Source organism: Paraburkholderia hospita (genome assembly GCF_002902965.1).
GTDB classification, from domain to species: domain Bacteria; phylum Pseudomonadota; class Gammaproteobacteria; order Burkholderiales; family Burkholderiaceae; genus Paraburkholderia; species Paraburkholderia hospita.
Window position 1 is genome coordinate 2,889,044 of the sequence record NZ_CP026106.1, and the last position, 15,231, is coordinate 2,904,274.

The 15,231-nt window shown below is 63.5% G+C and carries 13 protein-coding genes; 3 read left to right on the forward strand and 10 right to left on the reverse strand.

Translation table 11 applies throughout. The features are described from left to right. Window positions 1-21 precede the first annotated feature (21 nt). The 4 genes from dnaG to C2L64_RS31580 all read right to left on the reverse strand — a co-directional run bounded on the left by dnaG (window position 22) and on the right by C2L64_RS31580 (window position 4,311). A complete protein-coding gene (gene dnaG / locus C2L64_RS31565; protein WP_009771561.1) occupies window positions 22-1,908 on the reverse strand; it encodes a DNA primase in 1,887 nt (628 codons plus the stop codon). A 106-nt stretch (window positions 1,909-2,014) separates the two neighbouring features. Beyond that, entirely contained in the window at window positions 2,015-2,461 is a 447-nt protein-coding gene (locus tag C2L64_RS31570; protein WP_009771560.1) for a GatB/YqeY domain-containing protein, read from the reverse strand. A 309-nt stretch (window positions 2,462-2,770) separates the two neighbouring features. Next, on the reverse strand, window positions 2,771-2,983 hold the full coding sequence (gene rpsU / locus C2L64_RS31575; protein WP_007748291.1) for a 30S ribosomal protein S21: 213 nt from the start codon (window positions 2,981-2,983) through the stop codon (window positions 2,771-2,773). A 110-nt stretch (window positions 2,984-3,093) separates the two neighbouring features. Beyond that, on the reverse strand, window positions 3,094-4,311 hold the full coding sequence (locus C2L64_RS31580; RefSeq protein ID WP_009771559.1) for a BaiN/RdsA family NAD(P)/FAD-dependent oxidoreductase: 1,218 nt from the start codon (window positions 4,309-4,311) through the stop codon (window positions 3,094-3,096). Between the two features lie 123 nt (window positions 4,312-4,434). Between C2L64_RS31580 and tsaD the strand changes: the two genes are divergently transcribed. Then, complete coding sequence (gene tsaD, locus C2L64_RS31585) at window positions 4,435-5,460, forward strand: tRNA (adenosine(37)-N6)-threonylcarbamoyltransferase complex transferase subunit TsaD (RefSeq protein WP_009771558.1); 1,026 nt, start codon at window positions 4,435-4,437, stop codon at window positions 5,458-5,460. Between the two features lie 766 nt (window positions 5,461-6,226). Here the strand turns inward: tsaD and folE2 are convergent. From folE2 to C2L64_RS31605, 4 genes are all read right to left on the reverse strand, one after another. After that, on the reverse strand, window positions 6,227-7,024 hold the full coding sequence (gene folE2, locus C2L64_RS31590) for a GTP cyclohydrolase FolE2 (protein WP_009771557.1): 798 nt from the start codon (window positions 7,022-7,024) through the stop codon (window positions 6,227-6,229). Between the two features lie 146 nt (window positions 7,025-7,170). Continuing rightward, complete coding sequence (dxs, locus tag C2L64_RS31595) at window positions 7,171-9,069, reverse strand: 1-deoxy-D-xylulose-5-phosphate synthase (RefSeq protein WP_009771556.1); 1,899 nt, start codon at window positions 9,067-9,069, stop codon at window positions 7,171-7,173. 96 nt (window positions 9,070-9,165) lie between these two features. Then, window positions 9,166-10,059 carry a polyprenyl synthetase family protein gene (locus C2L64_RS31600; RefSeq protein ID WP_009771555.1) on the reverse strand — a complete coding sequence of 298 codons (894 nt, stop codon included), beginning with the start codon at window positions 10,057-10,059 and terminating at the stop codon, window positions 9,166-9,168. Continuing rightward, window positions 10,056-10,373 carry an exodeoxyribonuclease VII small subunit gene (locus C2L64_RS31605; RefSeq protein WP_007733039.1) on the reverse strand — a complete coding sequence of 106 codons (318 nt, stop codon included), beginning with the start codon at window positions 10,371-10,373 and terminating at the stop codon, window positions 10,056-10,058. Before C2L64_RS31605 ends, C2L64_RS31600 begins: the two co-directional genes overlap by 4 nt. A gap of 286 nt (window positions 10,374-10,659) precedes the next feature. On the opposite strand from C2L64_RS31605, the gene C2L64_RS31610 reads away from it, so the two are divergent. Both C2L64_RS31610 and C2L64_RS31615 read left to right on the forward strand, forming a co-directional pair. Further along, window positions 10,660-11,766 (forward strand): aromatic ring-hydroxylating oxygenase subunit alpha, encoded by a 1,107-nt coding sequence (locus C2L64_RS31610; protein ID WP_009771554.1) that lies wholly within the window; start codon window positions 10,660-10,662, stop codon window positions 11,764-11,766. 121 nt (window positions 11,767-11,887) lie between these two features. After that, a complete protein-coding gene (locus tag C2L64_RS31615; protein ID WP_007733043.1) occupies window positions 11,888-12,760 on the forward strand; it encodes a sulfurtransferase in 873 nt (290 codons plus the stop codon). 55 nt (window positions 12,761-12,815) lie between these two features. Here the strand turns inward: C2L64_RS31615 and C2L64_RS31620 are convergent, their stop codons facing one another. Together C2L64_RS31620 and C2L64_RS31625 are read right to left on the reverse strand one after the other, a co-directional pair. Beyond that, entirely contained in the window at window positions 12,816-13,688 is an 873-nt protein-coding gene (locus C2L64_RS31620) for a dienelactone hydrolase family protein (protein WP_009771553.1), read from the reverse strand. Between the two features lie 110 nt (window positions 13,689-13,798). Beyond that, a complete protein-coding gene (locus C2L64_RS31625) occupies window positions 13,799-15,145 on the reverse strand; it encodes an NAD(P)/FAD-dependent oxidoreductase (protein ID WP_009771552.1) in 1,347 nt (448 codons plus the stop codon). Between the last annotated feature and the right edge of the window lie 86 nt (window positions 15,146-15,231).

The following is a 15,231-nucleotide window of genomic DNA, read 5'->3' on the forward strand; positions in this document are numbered from 1 at the left end:
TGGCCTTTCAGCGCTTCCCTTTCACTGCCCGCGCTGACGCTTCATGTCAGCGCACGTCCTGCTCAATTCCTGATACTCCAGCAACTCCTCCGGGGTGTGCCTCGACTGACGCGACAATTGATCCAGCCGCTCGCTATAAGCGTCGTAACGCATTTTCAGAATGGCCGCTTTCAATTCTTCCCCTGCGAGGCGCTCGTGTTCACGGCGCTCCTCGGCGACCGTCGCGTCTTCGGGATTCTTCAACAGCAGATCCCGAACGTTTTCATCATAGTCCAGAATTTCCCGGAAGATTTCCTCGAAGGTGGGGGCGTTAGCCCCGTTTCGCAACAGGTCCGACAGCAACTGGAATTCGGCCGTGTCGCCCAACCCACGGGCATGCGTCGTCACTTCCTCGAACAGTTCGCCGTGCCGCGTGACCGTCAGCAGCGCCTGCTCTTCCTCTTCGCCGAGCACCGCGACGATGCGCGGGTGCATCACCAGATTGCGCAGCGCCCGCTGCTCGATCCCCGTGACGCTGCGCCGGTCTTTGCGGGCAGGCGCGCTGCGTGCTACGGCGGCGATCCGCGCGTCGACTTCGCATAGCGCGGCCACTTCCTCGAACGGCACGTCGAGCCGGTCGGCGAACATATGCATGATCTGGGCGCGCAACGCGTTGGCGGGCAGCATCTGCAACAGCGGCTTGGCGTCGAACAGCGCCCGCGCGCGGCCTTCCGGCTGGTCCAACTCCTTGCCCGCCAGCACTTCATTCAACAGGAACTGCGACAGCGGCATCGCGCGGCGCACCTGCTCCGCGAAGGCGTCCGTGCCGAATTCGCGGACATAGCTGTCGGGATCGTGCTCGGCAGGCAGAAACAGGAAGCGGATGGTGCGGTTGTCGGCGGCATGCGGCAGGCAGGCGTCGAGCGCGCGGCGTGCCGCGCGCCGCCCGGCCGAATCGCCGTCGAAGCTGAACACCACCGTATCCGTCTGCCGCATCAGTTTCTGCACATGAATCGGCGTGCAGGCAGTGCCTAGCGTCGCAACGGCGTTCTCGAAGCCCAGCTGGGCAAGCGCAACCACGTCCATATACCCTTCGACGACCAGCACGTAACGCTGTTCGCGGATCGCCAGCCGCGCCTCGAACAGGCCGTACAGCTCGCTGCCTTTGTTAAATAAAGGCGTTTCGGGCGAATTCAAATACTTGGGCTCGCCGCCGTCCAGCACGCGTCCGCCAAAACCGATTACCTGGCCTTTCACGTTGCGGATCGGGAACATCACGCGCTCGCGGAAACGGTCGTAGCGGCGGTTCTGACCCTGCGCGTCGGACTTCTCGCTGACGATCACGAGGCCCGCCTCGACGAGCGCATCGTCCCGATAGTTGGGGAATGCCGTTTCGAGGTTCTGCCAGCCATCGGGCGCATAGCCGAGACCGAAGCGCTTGGCGATCTCGCCCGTCAGGCCGCGCTTCTTCAGATATTGGATCGCGTTCGGCGCGCCGCGCAGCTGCGTCTTATAAAAGTCGCTGGCCGTCGTCATCAGGTCGGACAGGGCCGTCGTCACAGCTTTCGAGACGGCGGGCGCATAGCCTTCGCCACCGCCCGCGCCGCCGGCTCCCACGCCGCCGCGCATCGGCGAAGGCTCTTGCGGCACGGTCAGACCGACGGATTGCGCCAGTTCGTTGACGGCTTCCGGAAAGGAAAGCGCCGCGTGCTCCATCAGGAAACCAATGGCCGTGCCATGCGCGCCACAGCCGAAACAATGATAGAACTGCTTAGTCGGACTAACGGTGAACGAAGGGCTCTTCTCGTTGTGAAACGGGCAGAGTCCCATGAAGTTCGCGCCGCCTTTTTTCAGCTGCACATACCGGCCGACCACGTCGACGATATCGACGCGGTTCAGCAGGTCTTGCAGAAAGGAATGCGGGATCACAATGCAGACGCGGCCTTAAAAAGGATGAGGCAAGGGTGCGCAACACACCCGGCCATGCGCGCCGTCCCGGAATGGGGCGCGCGCACGGCGGCAAACGAAACGGGGCTTATGTCGACAGCGCGGCCTTGACCTGCGCGGACACGGCCGTCATGTCGGCCTTGCCGGCGAGCTTCGGCTTGAGCACGCCCATCACCTTGCCCATGTCCTGCGGACCCGCGGCGCCGACCTGCGCGACGGCCGCCTGCACTTCGGCTGCCACTTCCGCGTCCGACAGCTGCGCGGGCATGTAGGCGGCCAACACGTCCAGTTCGGCCTTTTCCTTGTCGACGAGATCGGTGCGGCCAGCCGCTTCGAACTGGGCGATCGAGTCCTTGCGCTGCTTGATCATCTTGTCGACGACGGCTGTCACGGCGGCGTCGTCCAGTTCCACGCGATCGTCGACTTCACGCTGCTTGATGGCAGCGAGCAGCAGACGGATCGTGCCGAGACGCTCGGTTTCGCGCGCGCGCATCGCTGCTTTCATGTCGTCGCTGATTCGGACTTTGAGACTCATCGTTCACCTGAATGCGTGGAGGGTTTGAAATACGGGTGAAGACGCGGCGCAGAGCGCAAAAACCCGCTTGGGATCGTTCCTCAAGCGGGTTAGTGCCAAATACGCGGTGAACCGTGCACCTGGATACGGCCTTGCGGAGCGTGGACCGAAGCGGCCTTCCGCGCCTCCCGGCGTCAGCGGCCACTCAAGCGGCCACATGCGCGGCCGGTTACCGCAAGCGCCGGCATGCTCCCGCGCCGCCACCTTGTGTGAGCCGCCGCTTTCGCTATCGCTCAAGAGACCGTACGAGCGCCGCGACTTCACGTTGAATCAGTAAAACTTCTTGGGCAGTTGCTGGCTGCGCAGGCGCTTGAAAAGGCGCTTCACTGCCGCTGCTTTCTTTCGTTTTCGCTCGGATGTCGGCTTCTCGTAAAACTCGCGAGCACGAAGTTCGGTCAACAGCCCGTTCTTTTCTATCGTGCGTTTGAAGCGGCGCATCGCAACTTCAAAAGGCTCGTTTTCTTTTAAGCGGATCGTCGTCATCTTTCAATAACGGAGCTTGGCAAAGATTGGAAAGTATAGCAGTTGTTTCGCACAATCGTATAAAGGTGTCAAGCCCTGATTTGACGGGCGTCCGGGCCCGTTTTTACGGGCTACCCGATAGCCGCGAATTCCGCTGCCGCCTGCCCGGCAGCCACGCCCGACGCCCACGCCCACTGGAAGTTGTAGCCGCCTAGCCAACCCGTCACGTCGACTGCCTCGCCGATGAAATAGAGGCCTGGCACGCGCGCGCTCATCATGCCCGCCGACGACAGTTCGCGCGTATCGACGCCGCCGCGCGTCACCTCGGCCTTCTTGTAGCCTTCGGTGCCGTTCGGCGTGAGCGACCAGCGCGACAGCGCCTCGCCGACCCGGCGCAGCGACTTGTCGGGCAGATCGGCGAGCCGTGCATCGGCGGGTACGCCGTGGGTCTGCAACCAGACATGCGCGAGGCGTGCGGGCACCCATTCGGCAAGCAGGTTGCCGATCTGGCGCTTGGTCGCGCTTTTCGCGTCGAGCAACGCGGCGACGGCGTCCTGCTCGGGCAGCAGATTGACGTGCACGGGCTCGCCGGGCTGCCAGTAGCTGGAAATCTGCAGCACGCCCGGGCCCGATAACCCGCGATGCGTGAGCAGCAGGTCTTCGACGAACTCGCCGCCCGCTTTCTTCACGCCCGTCGCCAGATGCACTTCCAGCGACACGCCCGACAGCTCCGCAAACGGTTGCCAGTCGGCGGGAGCGAACGTGAGAGGCACGAGCGCCGGGCGCGTGTCGATCAGCTTGTGACCGAACTGCTTCGCGATCCGGTAGCCGAAATCGGTTGCGCCGATTTTGGGAATCGACAGACCGCCCGTCGCGATCACCAGCGCGCGGGCGCGGATCGGGCCGGAGCGTGTGTCCAGCGTGAAGCCGTCGGAATCGGCGTGGCGCACTTGCTCAACGGCGAGCGGCCGGCGCCACGCGATGTTTCCCGCGTCGCATTCGCTCTTGAGCACGTCGATGACGGCATCGCTCGACTGATCGCAGAAGAGTTGTCCCTTGTGCTTCTCGTGCCACGTCACCCGGTACTGCTTGAGCAGCGCCATGAAATCGCGCGGCGTGTAGCGGGCCAGCGCGGAACGACAGAAATGCGGATTCGCCGACAGATAATTGTTCGGCCCGGCGTACAGATTCGTGAAGTTGCAGCGGCCGCCGCCCGAAATGCGGATTTTCTCGGCGAGCCGCGTCGCGTGGTCGATCAGCACGACGCGCCGGCCGAGCTGCCCCGCCACCGATGCGCACATCATGCCCGCCGCGCCCGCGCCGATTACGGCGATATCGAAGGATTCCATGGGGCTGCATTGTAACCGCCACGCCGGGCGCGCCCGGCGGCACCTTGCCTGCGCTGCTATACTTTCAGGTTCCTTTTCTGATGTTTCGGGCGGCACGTCAGGCGCCCGATCGACGGTCGAATCATGCTCGTTCTCGGCATAGAAAGCTCCTGCGACGAAACCGGTCTCGCGCTCTACGACACGGAGCGCGGGCTGCTCGCGCATGCGCTGCATTCGCAGATCGCGATGCATCGCGAATATGGCGGCGTGGTGCCGGAACTGGCTTCGCGCGACCATATCCGGCGTGCGCTGCCGCTGCTCGAAGAGGTGCTGGAGCGCTCGGGCGCCGCGCGCGGCGACATCGACGCGATCGCCTACACGCAGGGCCCGGGGCTCGCGGGCGCGCTGCTGGTCGGCGCGAGTATCGCCAATGCGCTGGCGATGGCGTGGGACAAGCCGACTATCGGCATCCATCATCTGGAAGGGCATTTGCTGTCGCCGCTGCTTGTCGACGAGCCGCCGCCGTTTCCGTTTGTCGCGTTGCTCGTGTCGGGCGGTCATACGCAACTGATGCGCGTCACCGATGTGGGTGTCTACGAGACGCTCGGCGAGACGCTCGACGACGCCGCCGGTGAAGCCTTCGATAAGACCGCGAAGCTGCTTGGACTCGGCTATCCGGGCGGGCCGGAAGTGTCGCGTCTCGCTGAATTCGGCACGCCGGGCGCTGTCGTGCTGCCGCGTCCGATGCTGCATTCCGGTGACCTGGATTTCAGTTTCAGCGGGCTGAAGACGGCTGTGCTGACGCATGTCAAGAAGCTTGGCAGCAATGTGTGCGAGCAGGCTAAGGCTGATCTGGCGCGTGGTTTTGTCGACGCGGCCGTCGATGTGCTGGCTGCGAAATCGCTCGCGGCGCTGAAGAAGACCAAGCTCAAGCGGCTTGTTGTCGCGGGTGGTGTTGGCGCGAACCGGCAGTTGCGTGAGGCTCTCTCGGCTGCCGCGAAGATGCGCGGGTTTCATGTGCACTATCCTGACCTCTCGCTGTGCACTGATAACGGCGCGATGATTGCGCTCGCCGGCGCGCTTCGGCTGGAACGCTGGCCCGCGCAGGCTGGTAATGACTATGCTTTTACCGTGAAGCCACGGTGGGATTTGGCTTCTCTCGCGAGGTGAGTTTTTTTAGTCTGCCGGTGGCATATGCGTTCGCATTGGCCAATTTGGTTGTTCTAGCCCTTCCGCTGGCATCCGCGTTTCGCCTTCGTGCTCCAAGCGTCGCCCCTGTGCGGGGCGGCACCTACTTTTCTTTGCCGCCGCAAAGAAAAGTAGGCAAAAGAAAGCGGCTAACACCGCCAATTCTTCTTCCTGCCTGAGGGCTCCCAAAGGGTCTTACGCTTCACGCGGCGACCACGTGACCCACGTTCGTTGCCAGCGCTCTTGCGGTGCGCCTCACCCGCTTCACGCACCCGCGTTGCAGCACCCCGCGCCAGATATTCCACGGCCGCCCAGGTGGCAAACTGTGTGTAGGCCGTAGCAACTCACACGCCTCACTTCGAACTGATAGCGCACGCGTTCCGCCCTGTAAGAGCGCCAAGCTATACGACGCGACAACCTACACACAGTTTGCCACCTGGGCGGCACATACCATTCGCTGCCGCTTGCCCGTGCAGGGGTATTTGAAGCGGATGAGGCGCTCATACAAAGCGTTGGCAACGCGGGCGGACAGATACGTTGCCGTGTGAAGCATAGGACCATTGGGGGGCCCTCAGGCAAGAAGAAATGTTGGCGGTGTTAGCCGCTTTCTTTTGCCTACTTTTCTTTGCGGCGGCAAAGAAAAGTAGGTGCCGCCCCGCACAGGGGCAACGCGTGAAGCGCGAAGGCAAAACGCGGATGCCAGCAAAAACACCAGCAAACCCAACAGCCGTCGCAGACAAAAAAAACCTTAAGCCCTCTTCTCAATCACAGCATAAGCCGAATGATTATGAATAGACTCGAAGTTCTCCGCTTCGAGCACATACGCAACGATCCGCTTATCAGCATTCAACCGCTGCGCGACATCGCGCACCAGGTCTTCAACGAACTTCGGGTTCTCGTAAGCGCGTTCGGTAACGAACTTCTCATCAGGCCGCTTGAGCAACCCCCACAACTCACACGAAGCCTCTTCTTCCGCGATACGGATCAAATCCTCGACGGGCACGTCCTCGATCAACTCAGCGTTAATCGTCACATGCGAGCGCTGATTATGCGCGCCATACTGCGAGATCTTCTTCGAACACGGGCACAGGCTGGTGACAGGCACCAGAACCTTAAGAAACAACCGCGTGGCGCCATCGCGCGAATCGGCCGTCAACGTCACTTCGTAGTCCAGCAGACTTTGCACGCCCGACACAGGCGCCGTCTTGTTGACGAAATACGGAAACGACACCTCGATACGGCCCGCAGGCGCTTCAAGCTTCTCGAGCATCGCCGCAAGCATCGCGCGAAACGCAGCAGAATCCAACGGCGTCTTGTTCTCCTCAAGCAACGCGACGAACCGCGACATATGCGTGCCCTTCACCTCGGCGGGCAAATGAACATCGAGATTCCACGTACCGATAGTCGGCTGCACGCTGCCGTCCGGCGTGCGAACCGTCAACGGATGACGCACCGCCTTCACGCCGACCCGCTGAATCGGAATCTGGCGGGTGTCAACCGTGCTCTGCACGTCAGGCATCACGAAGGCGGGGTTCATCTGGTTCATGTTCTTGTCCTCAACTGGCAGCGCGAATCGACGCGCAAAATGACAACCGCCGGCTTGCGCCGGCGGAGCCCGGCGGGTACGCGACCCGCCGATTCATATTGGAGTAGATGCAACGAGCCGCCTTTTTGTTCCGGCGGCCCGCTATGTTAAGCGACGCGTTTGACCGACTTGCCGCTCGCGTGCTCCACAAATCGCTCGCGGATGGACTTCGCGATGCCCGCAGCATCCAGGCCACACGACGCCAGCAGCTTCGCCGGATCTCCGTGATCGATGAAGCGATCGGGAAGGCCCAATTGTAGTACGGGTCGGATAACCCCACTCTCCATCATGGCTTCCACGCACGCCGAACCCGCGCCGCCCATCACACAGCCTTCTTCAACGGTGACGATGGCGTCGTGCGTCTCGGCCAGCTCGCGCACCAGATCGGCGTCGATAGGCTTCACGAAGCGCATGTTGGCGACCGTCGCGTCCAGCTGCTCCGCTGCCGCGAGCGAAGGCGCAACCATCGTGCCGAACGCGAGAATCGCGATGCGCTTGCCGGCCGGCTGCGTCGATTGGCGGCGGACTTCGCCCTTGCCGAGCGGAAGCGCGGCCATCTGCTTGACCGTCGCAACGCCAGTGCCCGCGCCGCGCGGATAGCGCACGGCCGTCGGGTTCGGCTGCTGCAGCGCTGTGTACAGCATCTGGCGACACTCGTTCTCATCCGACGCCGCCATCACCGTCATGTTCGGGATGCAGCGCAGGAACGCGAGATCGTATGCGCCCGCGTGCGTCGCGCCGTCCGCGCCGACGAGGCCCGCGCGATCGATTGCGAACACAACGGGCAGATTCTGCAACGCGACGTCATGGATCAGCTGGTCATACCCGCGTTGCAGGAACGTCGAGTAGATCGCAACGACGGGCTTGAGCCCTTCCGTCGCCAGGCCGCCCGCGAACGTCACGGCATGCTGCTCGGCAATGCCGACGTCGTAGTAGCGATCCGGGAAACGCTTCTCGAATTCGACCATGCCCGAGCCTTCGCGCATCGCCGGCGTAATGCCGACCACGCGCGAATCCAGCTCGGCCGCGTCGCACAGCCATTCGCCGAACACTTGCGTGTAGGTCTTCTTGGCGGGCGTCGTCGAAGGCTTGATGCCTTCGGCCGGGTTGAACTTGCCGGGGCCGTGATACAGAACCGGGTCGGCTTCCGCCAGCTTGTAGCCCTGGCCTTTCTTCGTCACGACGTGCAGGAATTGCGGACCGCGCAGTTCCCGGATGTTCTGCAGCGTCGGGATCAGCGAGTCGAGATCGTGACCGTCGATCGGGCCGATGTAGTTGAAGCCGAACTCTTCGAACAACGTAGCCGGAACGATCATGCCCTTCGCGTGCTCTTCGAGCTTGCGCGCGAGGTCGAGCACGGGCGGCGCGTGGCGCAGCACGCGTTCGACGCCGGCGCGCGCGGCCGCGTAGAAGCGGCCCGACATCAGGCGCGCGAGATGGCGATTCAGCGCGCCGACGGGCGGCGAAATTGACATGTCGTTGTCGTTGAGGATGACGAGCAGCGGCACGTCGTCTTCGACGCCGGCATTGTTCATCGCCTCGAAGGCCATGCCTGCCGTCATCGCGCCGTCGCCGATCACTGCGATCGCAAAGCGGTCTTCGCCGCGCAGCTTGCTGCCGATCGCCATGCCGAGTGCCGCCGAGATCGACGTGCTCGAATGCGCGGTGCCGAACGTGTCGTACTGCGACTCGTCGCGCTTCGGAAAGCCCGAGATGCCGCCCAACTGACGCAGCGAGTGCATCTGGTCGCGGCGGCCCGTCAGAATCTTGTGGGGGTAGGTCTGATGACCCACGTCCCAGACGATGCGGTCGCGCGGCGTGTCGAACACGTAGTGCAGCGCGATCGTCAGTTCGACCGTGCCGAGGTTGGACGACAGGTGGCCGCCCGTCTGCGACACGCTGTCGAGCACGAAGGCACGCAACTCGTCGGCAAGCGGTTGCAACTGGCGGCGATCAAGGCGGCGCAGGTCCGCGGGGTCGTCAATGGTTTTCAGCAAGTCGTACATCGTCGTTCCATTGTAGGAAAACTTACGCGCCCGCACTTCGTTCGCGCACACCCGAGAAGTCTTGTGCGGGCGGCGGGCTTTCGCGTTACAGCTACATCAGCTGACCCGGTTCACCACGAGGTCAGCCAACTCGGCGAGCCGCTGCGCGCGGGCGCCAAAAGGTGCAAGCGCCTGGTGCGCGTCGCTGCGCAGCTGCGCTGCCAGCGCGCGCGAAGCGTCGAGCCCGATGATCGACACGTAGGTCGGCTTGCCGTCCTTCGCGTCCTTTCCAGCCGTTTTGCCGAGCGTCGCGGAATCGGTCGTGACGTCGAGAATATCGTCGACGACCTGAAACGCGAGACCCACAGCCGCCGAATAGGCGTCCAGTGACTGCAGCGCCTTGGCGTCGGGACCGCCGTTCTCGATCTGGCCTGTCAATGCGCCCATCCGCACGGCTGCGCGCAGCAACGCGCCCGTCTTCAGACGGTGCATCGTTTCGAGCTGCGGGCGCGTCAGCGTGTGACCGACGCTCGCCAGATCGATCGCCTGGCCGCCCGCCATGCCGATCGAGCCGCTCGCGAGCGCCAGTTCGCGCACCAGCGCGGCCTGCTGCGCGGGTGCGAGCACATCCGATGTCAGCGCAACGAAAGCTTGCGACTGCAGCGCGTCACCGACCAGCAGTGCCGTCGCTTCGTCATATTTGACGTGTACCGTGGGCTTGCCGCGGCGCAGTTCGTCGTCGTCCATGCAGGGCATGTCATCGTGCACGAGCGAATAGACGTGGATCATCTCCAGCGCCGCCGATGCCGCGTCGAGGCACTCGGCCTTCGCGCCCGTCAGCTCGCCCGCCGCGTGGCACAGCAGCGGGCGCACCCGCTTGCCGCCGCCCAGCACGGCGTAGCGCATGGCTTCATGCAGCCGGGCGGGCTCGGTCGAGTCCGCCGGCAAATATTGCTCGAGTGCGCCCTCTACCCGGTCCAGCACCGAGCGCATCCATTGTTCGAAGGTCATAGATCGTCTCCGCTGTCGGCAGCGGTTGTACCTGCTGTGTTCACGGGAAGCGGCTTGAGCGTTTCGCCATCGAGGACGCGCACCTGCTGCTCCACCTTTTCGAGTTGCTGCTGGCAGAACGCCACGAGCACGGCGCCGCGCCGGTAAGCCGCAAGCGACTCTTCCAGACTGAGGCTGCCGCCCTCCATGCGCCCAACGAGCCCCTCCAGCTCCGCCAGCGCTGCCTCGTAGCTCTCCGGCAGCGGTGAATTGTCGGAACCTTCGGTGCTGGTGGGGGACAAACCAGCCGTATCCGTGGAAGCCGTCTTCGCCATGAATCGTCGCAAAATTAAAACAAGTCGGACATTCTACGGCAAAAGCGAGATTTTCGACCTGTGAGCCCACCAATGGGTATCGGCACGGCCGTTGCGCAACACTTTAGACGATAGAAATAAATCCAACGTTTGCGTGGCGAAATCGCGAGCTTCCCCGACATTTTTAACCCAAATCAGGTACTTAAGCGCCCCAAGGAGGGGGAAACGGGTATAATCGCGGGCTCCCTAAATCGAATCTTCGATGGTTGGGTTGTTCACTGCTTTCACGTCTTCATCGGGAGTGGGAATGTCCAATCTGAGCAATGCATTGCAGCTCAAGGCTATTCACAGCCAGCTGCCAGTCACGGCTTACTTTGACCCGGCGCTCCACGAGCGCGAACTCGAAACCCTTTTCAAGAAAGGTCCTCGCTACGTCGGGCACGAACTCATGGTTCCCGAAGCGGGTAACTATTTTGCCTTGCCTAGCGAACGCGAGGGGCGCGTGCTCGTCCGCAACCAGCAGTCGCAGATCGAACTGCTGTCGAACGTGTGCCGCCACCGTCAGGCGATCATGCTGAACGGCCGCGGGCAGACGGAGAACATCGTCTGTCCCCTGCATCGCTGGACCTACGACCTGAACGGCCAGTTGCTCGGCGCGCCGCATTTCGCCGACAACCCCTGCCTGAATCTCGGCGCCACTCCGCTGCAAAGCTGGAACGGCCTGCTGTTCGAAACGCAGGGCCGCGACGTCGCGAAAGACCTGTCACGTCTCGGCACGGCGAAGCACTTCGACTTCACGGACTACATGTTCGATCACGTCGAAGTGCACGAGTGCGACTACAACTGGAAGACCTTCATCGAGGTCTATCTGGAGGACTATCACGTCGTGCCGTTCCACCCGGGCCTCGGCAGCTTCGTCAACTGCGACGATCTGAAGTGGGAGTTCGGCGACTGGTACAGCGTGCAGACGGTCGGCGTGCACAACCAGCTCGCACGTCCGGGCAGCCCGACGTATCGTAAGTGGCACGATGAAGTGCTGCGCTACCGCGACGGCAAGATGCCCGAGTTCGGCGCGATCTGGATGGTGTACTACCCGGGCATCATGGTCGAGTGGTATCCGCATGTGCTCGTCGTGTCATGGCTGATTCCGCGCGGACCGCAGAAGACGACGAACGTCGTCGAGTTCTATTACCCTGAGGAAATCGCGCTGTTCGAGCGCGACTTCGTCGAAGCGGAGCGCGCCGCGTACATGGAAACGGCGCGCGAAGACGACGAAATCGCCGAACGCATGGACGCCGGACGCCGCGCGCTGCTGGATCGCGGCGAATCGCAGGTCGGTCCGTATCAGAGCCCGATGGAAGACGGCATGCAGCACTTCCACGAGTTCCTGCGCCGCGAGCTCGGCACGGTCTGATCGAGCCGCCGCGAGCGGCATCTACGGCTTCATACAAGGAATGACGGGCTTCGGCCCGTCATTTTTGTTTAGACTAGAGATATCGTTCGGCGCTGCCGAAGTCAGTCTCTCAGGAGCCGTCATGCCACACACTCACTACACCACGCTGATCTCCGCAGGCAATCTCGCCGAACGTCTGGCCGCCGCGCCGGGCAGCGTGTTCATCGTCGATTGCCGTTTCGATCTCGCCGATACCGACTCCGGCGAAAAAGCCTACGCGGCGGCCCATCTGCCGCAAGCGCACTATCTGCACCTCGACCGCGATCTGTCCGGACCGAAGACGGGCAGCAACGGACGTCATCCGTTGCCGGACCGTCAGAAGCTGGTCGAGCGTCTGGGCGCACTCGGCCTCAAGCAAGGCCAGCAAGTGGTCGCGTACGACGCGCAAGGCGGCATGTACGCCGCGCGTCTGTGGTGGCTGCTGCGCTGGCTGGGTCACGATTCCGTCGCGCTGCTCGACGGCGGGCTGCAGGCGTGGGAAGCGGCCGGCCACCCGCTGACGCAGGACGCGCCGCCCCAGACGAGCGGCGACTTCAAGGCGGGCGCGCCGCTGGCCGTGACCGTCGATGCGCAGGCCGTGGAACGCAACATCGGCACGAAGGAACGCGTGGTGATCGACGCGCGTGCCGCTGACCGCTATCGCGGCGAGAACGAAACGCTGGATCGCGTGGGCGGCCACATTCCGGGCGCGCGCAACCGCTTCTTCAAGGACAACCTGACCGCGGACGGCCGCTTCAAGTCCGCGCACACGCTGCGCGACGACTTCAACGCGGTAATTCCCGCAGGCGTGTCCGCCGAGCATGTGGTGCTGCAATGCGGCTCGGGTGTCACCGCTTGCCACAACGCGCTGGCCATGGAAATCGCCGGGCTGCATGGCGCGGCGCTGTATGCCGGGTCGTGGAGCGAATGGAGTTCGGATACGTCGCGGCCTGTGGCGACGGGACCGAATCCGTAACCGCTTTTTGTCTGCGCTGCCGACGATCGCCGGCGGCGCAGACGCGAGCCAAAACTCAACCGACGCCGTGCGCCTTGAACCACGTAAGCGTGCGGCGCCAGCCGTCTTCGGCATCGGCTTGCTTGTAACTCGGCCGATAATCCGCAAAGAACGCATGCCCCGCGTCGTCATACACGACGAACTCCGAGCCGCGCCCCGCCTGCGGCCCCTGCGCGATCGCCTGCTTCATCTTGTCGAGCGAGTCCTGCGGGATGCTCTGGTCCTGCCGACCATATAGCCCCAGCACGGGCACCTGCAGATCCGACACGCGGTCGATCGGATTGGCAGGCGTGATCGGCGTCTGATTGCCGGCCACCCGCCCATACCACGCCACCCCCGCCTTCAACCGCGGATTGTGCTCCGCATAGAGCCACGCGATGCGCCCGCCCCAGCAGAAACCGTTGATGCCGATCTTGTTCACGTCGCCGCCATGCTCGCCCGCCCATTTGAAGGTCGCGTCGAGGTCTGCCATCGCCTGTGAATCGGGCACCTTGCTGAGAACCTGCTCGTTCAATTGCTGGATCGTCGGATACGCGTTCGGGTCGCCCTGCCGCACGAAGAGGTTGGGCGCGATCGCAAGATAGCCAAGCTTGGCGAAGCGCCGGCAGACATCGGCGATATGTTCGTGCACGCCGAACGCCTCGTGAACCACGATGATCACGGGCAGATGCGTCTTGCCCTTCGGCTGCGCCCGATAAGCGGGCACCAGCGTATCGCCCGACTTGATGCCGACTTCGCCCGCCTCGAGGCCTTCGCTGTCCGTATGGATCGTCTGCGCGGACACGGGCAGCACGCACGCTGCGAAACCAGTGCCGAGCGCCGCCTTGATGAAGGTGCGCCGGTCGAAGGGAACATGGGGAACGAGACTGTCGACTTCTGGCTTCAACATGCTGTGCTCCTCTTTTGGAATGGGTGGACGGCAAGGAGCCAACAGGATACGCGCAAAGCGCATCCTGTTGCAGAAGCATCGATATCGATCAGCGAAGGTTCAATAAAGGTTCAGTGCAGCTTGACGCGCGGCAGCGTCGTCCGCCGCAGCCAGTGCGCGAAGGTATCGAGCACCATGCGCGCATAGCCGTGCAGCGCGGCGATATGCAGCCGGTACAGCGACATGTACATGAAGCGCGCAAACAGCCCTTCGATCAGCATATTGCCGCCGATCACGCCGCCCATCAGATTGCCCACGGCGCTGAAGTGCCCGAGCGACACCAGCGAGCCGAAGTCGCGATACGTGAACTCCGGCAGCGGCCGGCCTTCGAGCCGGTTGCCAAGCGCCCGCAGCAGGAAGCTCGCCTGCTGGTGCGCGGCCTGCGCGCGCGGCGGCACGTTGCGTTCGTTGCCAGGCCACGCACACGCGGCACAATCGCCGAGCGCGAAGACGTTGTCATCGATCATGGTCTGCAGCGTGGGGCGCACTTCGAGCTGGCCAAGCCGGTTCACGGGCAGGCCGTCGAGCTGGCTCAGCACGGCTGGCGCCTTGATGCCCGCCGCCCACACGGTCAGATCGGCGCGCACCGTCTTGCCGCTTGCCGTGCGCACGACGCCTGGCGCGACTTCCGCCACCGTCTCGCCGACCATCAGCTTCACACCGAGCTTTTGCAGCAGCTCGGACGTGGCCGTCGATACGCGTTCCTGAAGCGCCGGCAGAATGCGCGGCCCGGCCTCGATCAGCACGATGCCGACATCGTGGCGCGGATCGAGCTTGTGCAGCCCATAGGCTGACAGCACCTGCGCCGTATTGCGCAGTTCCGCCGACAATTCGACGCCCGTCGCGCCGCCGCCGACAATCGCGACCTGGATGCGCGGCTCCGTCGACGTCGTGCCGGGATTCGTTTCGACGGGTTCGTGCGCCTGATGCTCGGCGCGCATGCAGGCGGCGATCAGGCGCTTGCGGAAGCGTTCGGCCTGGTGAACGGTATCGAGCGCGAGTGAATATTCAGGCGCGCCCTTGACGCCGAAGAAATGCGTCGTACTGCCGATCGCAATCACCAGCGTGTCGTATTCGAGAACCCGTTCGGGGAGCAGTTCGGCGCCGTCGTCGTCGAGCACGCGGCCAAGTCTGATGGACTTCGCCGTGCGGTCGAGCGCCACCAGTTCGCCCTGCTGGAATTCGAAGCCATGCCAGCGCGCCTGCGCCGCATATTCGAGTTCCTGCGTGAACGGGTCCATGCTGCCCGCCGCCACCTCGTGCAGCAGCGGCTTCCAGATATGAGTCGGATTACGATCGACCAGCGCCACCTGCGCGCGCGGCTCACCGCCGCGCTTTCTGCGCGCATAGCGATCGCCGAGCCGTGTCGCCAGCTCCAGGCCTCCCGCGCCTCCACCTACGACGACAAAACGATGCATCAGAACTCTCCGTATTGACCGATAAAGCCGTGCGTCGATGCGGCGCGCGTGCGGCCGCTGTGTAATCGCGTAGTGTCGATTGTCGG

Coding starts and splice junctions, on each gene's coding strand:
- C2L64_RS31570 (WP_009771560.1), bottom strand. CDS start 2,461: ATGAGTCTCAAAGTCCGAATCAGCGACGACATGAAAGCAGCGATGCGC.
- rpsU (WP_007748291.1), bottom strand. CDS start 2,983: ATGACGACGATCCGCTTAAAAGAAAACGAGCCTTTTGAAGTTGCGATG.
- C2L64_RS31580 (WP_009771559.1), bottom strand. CDS start 4,311: ATGGAATCCTTCGATATCGCCGTAATCGGCGCGGGCGCGGCGGGCATG.
- tsaD (WP_009771558.1), top strand. CDS start 4,435: ATGCTCGTTCTCGGCATAGAAAGCTCCTGCGACGAAACCGGTCTCGCG.
- folE2 (WP_009771557.1), bottom strand. CDS start 7,024: ATGAACCAGATGAACCCCGCCTTCGTGATGCCTGACGTGCAGAGCACG.
- dxs (WP_009771556.1), bottom strand. CDS start 9,069: ATGTACGACTTGCTGAAAACCATTGACGACCCCGCGGACCTGCGCCGC.
- C2L64_RS31600 (WP_009771555.1), bottom strand. CDS start 10,059: ATGACCTTCGAACAATGGATGCGCTCGGTGCTGGACCGGGTAGAGGGC.
- C2L64_RS31605 (WP_007733039.1), bottom strand. CDS start 10,373: ATGGCGAAGACGGCTTCCACGGATACGGCTGGTTTGTCCCCCACCAGC.
- C2L64_RS31610 (WP_009771554.1), top strand. CDS start 10,660: ATGTCCAATCTGAGCAATGCATTGCAGCTCAAGGCTATTCACAGCCAG.
- C2L64_RS31615 (WP_007733043.1), top strand. CDS start 11,888: ATGCCACACACTCACTACACCACGCTGATCTCCGCAGGCAATCTCGCC.
- C2L64_RS31620 (WP_009771553.1), bottom strand. CDS start 13,688: ATGTTGAAGCCAGAAGTCGACAGTCTCGTTCCCCATGTTCCCTTCGAC.
- C2L64_RS31625 (WP_009771552.1), bottom strand. CDS start 15,145: ATGCATCGTTTTGTCGTCGTAGGTGGAGGCGCGGGAGGCCTGGAGCTG.